Annotated in this window: 9 protein-coding genes and 1 other RNA gene; all 10 read right to left on the bottom strand. The window is 42.4% G+C overall.

Features of this window, described 5'->3' with window-relative positions; translation table 11 throughout:
* Positions 1–6 precede the first annotated feature (6 nt).
* Positions 7–1,320, bottom strand: a complete 1,314-nt coding sequence (locus VZT47_RS00360) for a replication-associated recombination protein A (RefSeq protein ID WP_330222990.1) — start codon at positions 1,318–1,320, stop codon at positions 7–9.
* Positions 1,321–1,500: 180 nt separating this feature from the next.
* Positions 1,501–1,681, bottom strand: a non-coding RNA gene (gene ssrS, locus VZT47_RS00355) — 6S RNA.
* A gap of 54 nt (positions 1,682–1,735) precedes the next feature.
* Positions 1,736–3,544 (bottom strand): aspartate--tRNA ligase, encoded by a 1,809-nt coding sequence (gene aspS, locus VZT47_RS00350; protein WP_330222989.1) that lies wholly within the window; start codon positions 3,542–3,544, stop codon positions 1,736–1,738.
* Between the two features lie 41 nt (positions 3,545–3,585).
* A complete protein-coding gene (gene hisS / locus VZT47_RS00345) occupies positions 3,586–4,857 on the bottom strand; it encodes a histidine--tRNA ligase (protein ID WP_330222988.1) in 1,272 nt (423 codons plus the stop codon).
* Between the two features lie 169 nt (positions 4,858–5,026).
* A complete protein-coding gene (locus VZT47_RS00340) occupies positions 5,027–5,464 on the bottom strand; it encodes a Fur family transcriptional regulator (protein ID WP_330223158.1) in 438 nt (145 codons plus the stop codon).
* A gap of 43 nt (positions 5,465–5,507) precedes the next feature.
* On the bottom strand, positions 5,508–6,554 hold the full coding sequence (locus VZT47_RS00335; protein ID WP_330222987.1) for an AI-2E family transporter: 1,047 nt from the start codon (positions 6,552–6,554) through the stop codon (positions 5,508–5,510).
* On the bottom strand, positions 6,554–7,183 hold the full coding sequence (locus VZT47_RS00330; protein ID WP_330223157.1) for an MBL fold metallo-hydrolase: 630 nt from the start codon (positions 7,181–7,183) through the stop codon (positions 6,554–6,556). Before VZT47_RS00330 ends, VZT47_RS00335 begins: the two co-directional genes overlap by 1 nt.
* A 50-nt stretch (positions 7,184–7,233) precedes the next feature.
* Positions 7,234–7,683 (bottom strand): D-aminoacyl-tRNA deacylase, encoded by a 450-nt coding sequence (gene dtd, locus VZT47_RS00325; protein ID WP_330222986.1) that lies wholly within the window; start codon positions 7,681–7,683, stop codon positions 7,234–7,236.
* A 1-nt stretch (position 7,684) separates the two neighbouring features.
* The gene (locus tag VZT47_RS00320) at positions 7,685–10,060 is read right to left on the bottom strand and encodes a RelA/SpoT family protein (protein ID WP_330223156.1); all 2,376 of its coding nucleotides are present in this window, start codon (positions 10,058–10,060) and stop codon (positions 7,685–7,687) included.
* Between the two features lie 43 nt (positions 10,061–10,103).
* Positions 10,104–12,101 (bottom strand): single-stranded-DNA-specific exonuclease RecJ, encoded by a 1,998-nt coding sequence (gene recJ, locus VZT47_RS00315; protein ID WP_330222985.1) that lies wholly within the window; start codon positions 12,099–12,101, stop codon positions 10,104–10,106.
* Positions 12,102–12,268: the final 167 nt, after the last annotated feature.

Below are 12,268 nucleotides of genomic sequence, written 5' to 3'. Positions count from 1 at the left end.
TGGAATTCACTCCTCTTTATTCTTCCTGAATTGGTTCCATCGTCTGACCAATTCGGCTTCATGCCCGTTATTGACCGGGTGATAATATATATGCCCTTTTAATTCATCAGGAATATACTGCTGCTCTACCCATCCACCGAAATCATGGGGATAGAGATAGCCTTTCCCATAACCCAGATTTTTGGTCCCGGCATAATGAGTATCACGAAGCCAATCGGGTATAGACCAGTTATGACGGGTCCGCTCTTCCATAGAAGCCATTTCGATTCCCTGAATGGCACTGTTGCTTTTGGGGGCAAGACAAATATAAATCACTGCTTCTGCAAGCGGTATGCGGGCTTCTGGAAATCCTATCATCTCTGCAGCCTGGGCCGCTGAGACCGCTATCTGAAGAGCCATAGGATCAGCGAGTCCTACATCTTCTGCGGCGCTTATAATAATACGACGGGATATAAATGACGTTTTTTCTCCCCCTTCAATCATACGCGACAGATAATGAAGAGCTGCATCAGGATCGCTTCCCCGCATACTTTTAATAAATGCCGAAACAACGTCATAATGGTAATCCCTGTTCTTATCATATACGATAATATGTTCTCCTGCAACCTCTTTTACCTCTTTTTCCGTAAGATCCCCCTTAATCGGTAATAGAGAGGAGGCCTGTTCCAGCAGGTTCAAAGCCATACGGATATCCCCGGAGGCATACGAACAGATTAATTTAAGAACAGAGTCTTCTGCCTTATAGGCAAATGAACCAAGCCCTTTGTTTGAATCTGCTATTGCTTTCCTTAAAATGGTTAATTCTGCCGCTTCTGACAATGCATTCAGATGAATGATCCTGACTCTGGAAAGCAGGGGCCTGTTAATTTCAAAATAAGGATTTTCCGTAGTTGCGCCAATGAGAATAATTGTCCCATCTTCTACATAGGGAAGCAGAAGATCCTGCTGGCCTTTATTAAATCGATGAATTTCGTCAATAAAGAGGATTGTCCTCTTCTGATAATAGGTAAGATCGATTTTTGCCTGTTCCAGGACATCCCGAAGTTCTTTGGCTCCACTGGAGGTTGCATTTAGTTTTATAAATCTGCTTTGTGTCATTTTGGCAATGACAGATGCTATCGTCGTCTTCCCGCACCCAGGTGGTCCAAATAACAGAATAGAAGGGATTGTATCTCTTTGAATCATATGGTATAGAAAAGAATCGGGCCCCACTGCATGATCCTGTCCTATGATTTCATTCAAAGACTCCGGCCTCATCCGGTCTGCCAGCGGTGCATATGAAGGTCTGATATCATCGTTATAATCAAAAAGTGAGTCCATAATGATTCCTCATTTGAAAAAGATACGGTCTTTTATGAAAAGCCCGGCTATTTCTTTAATAATATGTTCTTATTATCCCATGGAAATGGAAAAATTTCAAAACCCCGGAATGAATTATTGAATTGCCTGTATCTAAACATAAAAAAATACCGCCAAATATTTTGGCGGCATTTTCATTTTCATAGCCCCACCATGTCGTTAATTGCCGTATTTTGAGTCTGCATAATTGCAGGTGGGTGTTCTCATGAATAAAACTCTTGTTAGTCCACTTGACGAGGCATTAACTCATAAATTCAGCTTGAACTCCCGTTATAAAGGTGTTGGTTCAAAATATAAAGCTGCACGTGCACAGCAGGGTTTCTTTATGGATAGTGTATCAAAAAGTGTAAAGATTTACAAGTCTCTGACTTTGGGCTTACGCTTTGGCAAAGAAATCCTTTTCTTTCTTGATATCTACTTTGATATGAAGTTCTTTCAGCTGTTTTTCAACGACAGTAGAAGGCGCCTGGGTCAATGGATCAATAGCGCTCTGAGTCTTGGGGAATGCGATAACATCACGAATGGACTCCAGATGAAGCATAAGCATTACCAGACGATCAAGACCAAGCGCAATACCTGCATGCGGTGGTGCGCCATATTTGAACGCATCAAGCAGGAATCCAAACTTAACCTGGGCTTCTTCCTGAGAAATTCCGATAGCCTGGAATACTTTTTCCTGCAAATCTTCCTGATAAATACGCAGGCTGCCGCCACCGGCTTCTACACCATTCAGAACCATGTCATATGCTTTTGCATAAACTTTTGACGGATCAGTCAGGAGGTACTGCACATCTTCATCGCGGGGAGCAGTAAATGGATGATGTTCAGCAACATATCTGTGTTCTTCTTCGCTGTATTCAAACATTGGGAAATCAGTGACCCAGCGGAAGCAGAATTCATTTGGATCAATCAGGTTCATGCGGCGTGCCATTTCAAGGCGGAGTTCACCGAGAGCCTGTGCAACAACCTTCGGCTTATCAGCAATGATAAGTACAAGGTCTCCCTTTTCGGCTTCACAGGCTTTTCCGATTTCACGGATTTTGTCTTCACCCAGGAATTTGGTAATCTGGCATTTCAGAGTCCCGTCTTCATTGAATCCAATCCATGCCAGGCCTTTGGCGCCATAATGACCTACATAATCTACAAGTCCGTCCAGTTCCCGGCGTGGAATACCGGCATCACCTTTTACATTGATTGCTTTGACTACACCGCCTTTATCAAGGACAGAGCGGAAAACTTTAAACCCGGTATCGCGAAGAAGATCGGATACGTCATAAAAATGCATATCAAAGCGGAGATCCGGTTTATCAGAACCATACAGATTCATGGCATCATCCCATTTGATTCTCTTAAACGGAATCTGGATATCCACATGAAGTACGTTTTTGAAGACTCTCTGCATCATATGTTCCATCAGATCCAGGATGAAATCCTGGTCTTCGAAGGAAAGTTCCATATCCAGCTGAGTGAATTCAGGCTGACGATCCGCACGGAGGTCTTCATCACGGAAGCAGCGGGCTACCTGAAAATATCTTTCCAGACCGGACACCATGAGAAGCTGTTTGAAAAGCTGTGGAGACTGCGGCAAAGCATAGAATTTACCCGGGTTTACACGGCTTGGAACCAGATAGTCTCTGGCGCCTTCCGGAGTACTCTTTGTAAGCATCGGGGTCTCGATTTCCAGGAAATCGTGTTCATCCAGGAATGTTCTCATTTCATGAACGATCTTATGTCTCATGATCAGATGATTCTGCATTTCCGGACGTCTCAGATCGATATAACGGTATTTGAGACGGACATTTTCATCGACATCAATACCATCTTCCACATAAAATGGCGGTGTCTTTGCTTTATTTAAAACGCGAAGTTCGGAAACAACAACTTCAACCTTGCCTGTAGCCATTTTGGGATTGATTGTATCTTCGCTTCTCTCTCTTACCTTGCCCTTAACGGCAAGAACGTATTCACTTCTTACGCCCTCTGCTTTATGAAATGCGTCCTCACCATACTGCGGACTTAAAACCAGCTGCACGATACCACTGCGATCACGAAGATCAACGAAAATCAGACCGCCATGGTCACGACGGGTATTGACCCATCCGGCAAGAGTCAATTCTTTGCCACAATCGCTTTCAGTTACTTTTCCGCATCCGCAGGATCTATGCATGCCTGCCATTGTTTCCATAATTAGAGCACCTCTTTAAAAAATGTATTTATAAATAAAAATTATAACCGATTAGAGTTAGTTTCTTCTGTGACAATGTAATCTGCCACTTCTTCAAACGGCAATTCCTGCTGGGTTCCTGTTTCCATTGTTTTCACAACAGCCTTGCCCTTTTCCAGTTCATTACTGCCGATGATGATAGTGTAAACTGCATTCATCCGGCCTGCCTGCTTCATTTGGCCTTTCAGACTACGCCCTTGCAAGTCCATATCTGCAATAACATGTCTGGAACGGAGTTCTTCCTGAATTTTAAATCCGGCAGCTATCGCATCTTCTCCGAGAGCAGCAATATAAACCTTTTTATTTACTGCAGGTACAGGAATCAAATTCTGCATGTCAAGTGCAAGCAGTAATCTTTCTAAACCGATTGCAAAACCGATACCGGGAGTTGACGGACCTCCGATTTCCTCGACCAGCCCATCATAACGGCCCCCTCCACAGACAGCACTCTGCGCACCAAGCGGCGGATACTGAATTTCAAAAGCCGTATTGGTATAGTAATCAAGGCCTCGAACCAGTCTTGGATCTACGGTATAAGAAATACCTAAAGCGTCAAGGTAATGTTTGACGGCTTCAAATTTATTATGGCATTCTTCACAAAGGTAGTCAGTAATCTCCGGTGCCCCTTCAGATGCTTTTTTGCATCCCTCTTCCTTGCAGTCTAAAATTCTGAGAGGATTTTTATATAAACGTTCACGACAATCTTCACAAAGCTGGTCCTTCTTAGCCTCAAAGAATTCAATCAGTTTCTGTCTATAGGCTGGCCTGCAATTCCTGTCACCAATGGAATTCAGATGCAAATCCAGATTTTTCAAGCCCAACCTGTGGAAAATCTCACAAGCCATGGCAATGACTTCAGCATCTGCCAGTGGAGACGAGGCACCAAGCACTTCGAGCCCGAACTGATGGAATTCTCTGTACCTTCCTGCCTGTGGACGATCGTAACGGAACATGGATCCAATGTAGAACATTTTATGAACCTGCTGGTCGCCATACATTTTATGTTCCAGATAGGCCCTGACTGCTGAAGCCGTATTTTCCGGCCGTAAAGTAACCGAACGGTCTCCCCGGTCTTTAAATGTATACATTTCTTTAGTTACAACATCAGTTGTATCCCCTATCCCGCGCTGGAAAAGTTCCGTTGCTTCAATAATGGGGGTCCGGATTTCTTTGTATCCGTAACGGGAGCAAACAGCACGAATGACGCCTTCCATATAATCCCACTTATAGACTTCTTCCGGAAGGATATCGTGTGTCCCTTTTAATGCCTGCATATAGACACCTCTTTTTCTGAATCAGTTATTATTATCATTCCATCAGCTGTCAATCATAATTCTTATTCGGAAAATGCACTGACAAATTAAATTGTACCATTCCTTACAGGGTATTGGCAAATAAAGATTATCAAAAGCTGATTAAGTGTGAAAATAATAGTTCAAATTATCACTGAATTTTATTTTTTTCGCAATCTTTGCAATATCCATAGAATTTAAGCTGGTAATCCACAATTTCAAATCCGTTTTCTTTCCGGATTTTATCTTTAATTTCACTCAGAAAATCATAGGAAAATTCAGTTACCCGGCCACAGCCAAGACAAATAAGATGATAATGGGAATGGGATAAATTGTTGTCATTAATTTCATAACGGCTTCTGCCATCACCAAAATCAAGCTTTTTTAACAAGTCAAGGGAGGAGAACAGCTCAAGGGCCCGATATACCGTTGCCAAACCTATATCTGGATCAATCTGTTTTACAACGTTGAAAACGTCTTCAGCACTCATATGATTTTCCTGGCTGTCCAGAAAAGCCTGAAGGATGACTTGCCTCTGGCTGGTGAATTTATATTTATGGTCCCTGATTTTTTTCTTTAAAGTATTCATAACCGCTGCTTTTTTCATTGGTCTATTCAATTTATGCAGCACCTCAGTTCCTATAACGATCATAAAACCACATATGTTTCAGTAGAATCTGCAGAACAGCTACCAGTGGGACGGCAATCATCATGCCCACTACCCCCAGAATATGGCCGCAAATCAGTACCGCCGCAATAATGGAAACCGGATGAACATTAATAATCGTTCCCATAAGTTTAGGCATAACAAGATGCCCATCAAGCTGCTGCACAATGATATAGAAAACAATCACTTTAATCATAACAGCCGATCCCTGAAGCAAACCGAGGAGTACTGGCGGCACAGCACCAATAATCGGTCCGATCAGGGGAATCATTTCCACAATCCCGGCAAGCAGGCCAATAACCAGAGGATAGGGAATATTTAATGCCCACATGCCAATAAATACGACTAAAGCCATCAGAGTAGAAAGGATAAGCTGTCCTCTGATATATGCATTCAATACGAAGTGAATCTCTTTGAACAGATGATTAAGATGATTATGGAATCGTTCAGGGAAAATATGAATAAATCCGTTAATAAAAGCGCTCCCACTTTTCATCATATAGAACGTAATAAAAGGAACGACAATCAGTTCAATTACAGTACTTGCGAAAGAAAAAATAGCGGAAATACTGAACTGCGCAAGTTTTAATGTATATTCACCAATATCTTGTACGATTTTAGCCAGGAAGGATTTTGCTTCCGGCGGGAGCACATTAAGCTGGTACTGCTTTTCCAATTCAGGAATCATCTGCTGAACTGCGGACATCATCTCAGGAACACCTTTAATGAATTCCTGGAATTCGGAAACGAAGGGTACAAAAATATGAACAACAATCAGATAAATAACTGCTATAAAAAGTGCAAAGGAAATGATAATGGCAAAATCATAAGGAAACCACTTCAGCCGGTATTTCTGTGACAGGGCATATACTTTTCCGGCAACCGGATTAAGCAATATGGTTATAACCAGTGAAACGATAAAAGGCAGCAGAACAGAAGGAGCGGCTATAACCAGCAATACCAGAGCCAGAGTAATTGCCACACGCAGCCAGAATTCAACACCTTTTCTCATCAGAAACCTCCATTAAGAAAGGGATTCGTCCGGTCTTCTGCCCCAATTGATGTCTGTCCGCCATGACCGGAGAGAACAACTGTGGATGGAGGAAGAGACAAGAGATTTTTCTTAATATTCCCAACCAGCATTTTCAAATTACCTCCCGGGAAGTCTGTCCTGCCTATGGAGCCCTGAAAAAGAGAATCTCCGGTAAAAACAATGCCCTCCCCTTTTTCATAATAAGAAACCCCGCCCGGGGTATGACCTGCTGAATCGATCACGTGGAATGTAAGACCGCAAGTTTTAATTTCATCTCCCTGTTTAATCCAGATATCCGCATCTTCTACTTTGACTGACGGCGAAAACATATAGGAAAGATTACGTTCCGGGTCACGAAGAAAGGGTTGATCTCTTTTATCCATGTACATAAGTGCACCCGGGAATTCTTGCCGAAGCTTATTCATCCCTGCCATGTGGTCTACATGGGCATGCGTTAAAAGAATTGCTTTAAGCTTGATATTTTTATCCTTTATAGCCCTGATATAGTGTTCAGGAGTAAAAGAAGGATCAACAACAAGCCCTTCCATGTTTTTTTCATTATAAACAATATATGTATTTGTCATAAATGGACCAAGTACCATGTACATGATTTTCAATTACATTCACCTTGCTTTCTATTTCAGGCATAACCGATTGGCTAGAAAATTTTTTCACTGTCAATCAGGATAGTGACGGGGCCATCATTTTCAAGAGCCACTTTCATATACGTCTGAAATTCTCCGGTACCAACGTTAATTCCCGCATTTCTGAAATAGTCCACTACCTCCTGATACAACTGGCGGGCTTTCTCCGGCAGTTCTGCTTCCGTAAAGCTGGGTCTTCTCCCTCTCCTGACATCTCCATAAAGAGTAAATTGAGAAACAATGGAAATTTCTCCTCCGACATCAAGAATTGACTGATTCAGTTTCCCATTTTCATCTTCAAAAATCCGCAGATGCAGAATTTTATCAGCAATATAAATAACATCCTTTGAGGTGTCTCCTTTTTTTACACCCAGAAGGACAGAAAGCCCCTTCCCGATAGAAGAAACCGGAGTACCTTCGGAAGATACACGGCACCAGTTACAACGCTGAATGACAGCCCTCATTTTATTCTCCCTTTACTGAATGCATACGTCGTACAGAATGAACGCCCTTGATTCTCCTGATTTTAGTCATAATGTAATCAAGCTGCTGCAAATCCTTGATCTGGATTCCCAAATGCATCACAGCCATACCGTTATTTTCTACTTTAACGGTGGCTGCCGAAACTGATAATTTCATTTCAGTCAAAGCAGCCAGTATATCTGCCATGAGTCCTGTCCTGTCATAGCTGATAACCTCAATTGTGACAAGGAACATCGTATTTGTCTGTGCTTCCCAGGCCACATCAATCATCCGGTCTTTATCAGGGAAATTAATAGCATTGGGACAATCAGCCCTGTGAACGGAAACCCCCCGCCCTCTTGTCACAAATCCTACAATTTCATCACCGGGGACCGGATTGCAGCACTTGGAAAGATGGACTTCGAGTCCTTCTTCTCCTTTCACCAGTATGCCGCTGTTGGAATGAGCCTTCACCCTTCTCATTTTCAGATTTTCAAGGGCTTTCGCCGTTTTTTGCGGCATGGGCTGCTGCTCATTGAGTTCCCGCTTATAGAGCTCCGTCAGTTTCAGCATGACACTCTTGACTGCGATTCCGCCAAAGCCTACAGAAGCATATAAATCATCTACAGTTATGTTATTAAATGCTTTGGCCACCTGGACAAGACGGTCTTTGGCAGTCAATTTCTTCCATTCATAACCCAGGCGATCGGTTTCCTGAATTAGAAGTTCCTGTCCCCTTGCGATATTTTCGGTACGATTTTCCTTTTTGAACCAGCTTCTAATCTTGGCCTTACTGTCGGCCGCCCCAACCATATTGATCCAATCATAACTGGGTTTCCCTGTTTTAGATGTGATAATGGATACGATATCCCCGTTCTTAAGTTTTGTATCCAGGGGAACGATTTTATTATTAACTTTTGCCCCTACGCACCGATTACCAACTTCCGTATGAATACGGTAGGCAAAATCGATAGGTATGGAACCCTTGGGCAGATTAATGACATCCCCTTTAGGAGTAAAGACAAAGACTTCATCGGAGAATACATCCAGCTTCAGGGCATTCATGAATTCTTTAGGATTGCTTGTATCCTGCCATTCCAGAATCCTTCTCAGCCAGCTTATTTTAGCATCAAAGTCTTTTGAACCTGCCTGCTTGCCTTCCTTGTAACGCCAGTGGGCCGCAACGCCATATTCGGAAATATGGTGCATTTCCCAGGTACGAATCTGTATTTCAACGGGCTGTCCCCTTGTGCCAATAACCGTTGTATGAAGCGACTGATACATATTAGGTTTCGGAACAGCAATATAATCTTTAAAACGATTGGGCAGCGGCTTCCAAAGAGAATGAGCGATACCCAGAACCGCATAACACTGGGGAATTGTATCCACAATAACGCGAACAGCGTATAAATCATAAATCTGGGATAAATCCTTATTATCCCTTTTCATCTTTTTATAAATACTATAGAAATGTTTTGGGCGCCCCGTAATCGTTGCCTTGATCCCGGCTTCTTCGATATGATCATGAAGAACACGCATGGTATCATTAACAATTTCTTCACGGGCTTTTCGTTTCTGCTTCATCTGCCGGACAAGGTCGTAGTATTCTTCCGGATAGAGATAATGGAAACACAAATCTTCCAGTTCCCATTTGATATTATAAATACCGAGCCGGTGGGCCAGAGGAGCATATATTTCCAGTGTTTCCTTGGCAATTCTTTCCTGTTTTTCTCTGCGGAATACCCCCAGGGTACGCATATTATGAAGGCGGTCAGCCAGTTTGATAACGACTACGCGGATATCTTTCGCCATAGCCAGAAACATTTTTCTGAAATTTTCCAGCTGCTGGTCCTCTTTATCTTTGTAGTGAAACTGAGATAATTTGGTGACTCCGTCAACAAGGAATGCAACTTCATCACCAAACATCATCTTAATATCTTCCAGAGTATACTCGGTATCTTCTACAACATCATGAAGAAGAGCCGCAATAATCCCCTGAGTATCCATTTCGAGTTCCGCCAGAATATAAGCTACAGAAAGTGGATGAATAATGTAAGGTTCTCCTGTTGCACGGACTTGTTCAGCATGGGCTTTGGCAGCAAGTTCATAGGCTTCTTCGATAGAGTCAAGACTTTTTGGATCTTTAATATAAGAATGTATTTTCACAAAAAGCTTTTTATATTCTTCTTCTTTCTCGCCGCTCCAGCTCTTTTTTTCTTTCTGTTTCTTTACATATTCTTCCTGATGAATAAGAAATTCAGCCAAAGTGGAAGCCGATGCATCTGTATGAATGGTCTCTTCATTTAAGTTTCTGTTAAAAACAGCGTTGGGATTGACAGCCTGTGAGGAAGACTGTTCAGCCGTTTTATTTTCAGGCATCTTATTACTGATTAAATCCGGATTATCACTCATCGCAATCACCTCACTGGCTCATATGCCTTCTGTAAACAGAAGATGATAATAAATCCAACTTTTTATGCACGATTCTTCTCTGGTAGAATTCTTCCCCATTCCTGCTGTACCGGGAAATAATTTCCAGTTCTTCGAATACGGCTAAAGCCATTTTGAGGCATACCGGATCAAAATCAAATTTTCCAATAAGCTGATAATGGACTTCTTTAACCGGTTTGGGCATATTCTTTAAAATAGAATCGAGTTTCCTGTACACATTGACCAGGTAGTTTCTGTCCAGAAGATGAATCTTCTCCTGCTTTATATCTTTGCAGATGAGCTGGACATGCTTGCCGTACCACTCGTGAATTTCAGGTTCATAAACAAGATCAATCACATCTCCCGCCTGACAGGGGCTTTCCGGGCCGGTTCCCCAGCAAATGACATCAATTAAATCATTTTTTCTGGAAAGCTGGCATTTAAAATGCCTCCCCTCCTGCCCGATATGACGTGAAGTTTCTACAAAAGCGCCGTTAGTGGAAAATAAAGGCTTGGGATTATCACAGCCGCATGGTTCCAACAGATCCAGGGACTGGATAAAATCCAGTGAAAGTTCATCAAGAGGAAGAATATCTTCTACATTCAAAACGGGAATAAAGTCTTTCGGTTGAAGTATTCTGGCAGCCAACTGGTTCATACGCTTTCTGAATAGAGGAATATTCTCCATTTTTATTGAAAAACCGGCCGCCATTTTATGCCCGCCAAACTGGAGAAGAAGATCTGAGCTGGCAGCCAGGGCTTCATATATATTGAAAGCAGCAATACTTCTGCAGGAGCCCTTGCCGACCCCATTTCTAACTGTGATTACAAAAACGGGGCGGTGGAAATTTTCAAGAATTCTTGATGCAACAATACCTATCACCCCGGGATGCCAGTCATTGCCATCTATAATAAGAGTCGGATCCTTTTCAATCTGGAGCTCTCCTATCCTCTTCTGTGCCTCTTCATAAATTTTTTTCTCAATCTGCTGCCTGGTCATGTTAATTTCACAAAGCCTGTTTGCCAGTTTTTCAGCTTCGGAAGAAGATTCGGTTGTCAGCAATTGTACTCCCGTTTCCGCATGATCAATTCTACCGGCGGCATTCAGTCTTGGAGCAAGGCCAAAGGAAACCTGGTCGGCCCTTTTTATTTCTGTAGTATCTTCATGTATAATGCCGGATGCATAAAGAAGGGCTGACAATCCCTTTATGGGTGTATGAACAAAGTGTTTCATTCCTTCTCTGACAAGAATGCGATTTTCCCCCGTCAGGGATACAACGTCTGCAATAGTTCCAAGCGCGACAAGCTCCAAGTCATTATAATAATCATTCTTTTGAAGACGTAAATGAAGCCCGCGGCAGAGAGTAAATGCCACACCGCAGCCGGCAAGTTCTTTAAACGGATACGGGCAGTCTGCCTGATGTGGATTCAGTACAGCCACGCAATCCGGAACTACTTCCGGAGGAGTATGATGGTCAGTGACTATAATATCCAGTCCGGAAGGAGCCTCGGCAATCAGCCGAGCTGAACTTATACCGCAATCTACAGTAATCAGCAGATTATATCCATCCTCTGCCAGCTTTACAAGGGCCTTTTTATTTAAACCATATCCTTCTACTTCCCTTTTGGGGATATAATATCCGACCTCAGCATGCAGAGCAGCGAGGCAGCGATACATAATAGAAGTAGCTGTAATGCCATCTACATCATAATCACCATAAATAACAATTTTTTCATGATGATTGAGTGCTTCTATAATACGGTTCACTGCCTGATTCATTCCTTTCATCAGGAATGGGTCAGAAAGATTATCAAGATCATCATTAAGAAAATGAGACAAGGTTTCTTCGTCCGTAATATGCCTTCGCATCAGTATGCGGGCAAGTCCATCCGGTATATGATAGGATTTAAAAAAAGAAGGAACGGAATCTCTACTATTTTCATCACGACCTGTTATATTCCATTTGTATTTCGTCTTTCCTGTTTCCATAGTAAGCAAGTCCTTTATTTGTCATATTTTCTGTTTTATTTTATCACCTTTTATTCTCATTAGCTACGATATATTATCATTACCTGCAGATCATACGGGCACCGCTTGAAGTACCCGCCAGCCCTGTCCGGTGAATCATAAGATTGAATTATCTTGATCGATATGAT

It is taken from the genome of Dialister sp. (assembly GCF_036343215.1).
GTDB lineage: Bacteria > Bacillota > Negativicutes > Veillonellales > Dialisteraceae > Dialister.
The sequence above is the reverse complement of the archived record's forward strand: the minus strand, read 5'-3'. Positions and strand labels throughout refer to the sequence as shown.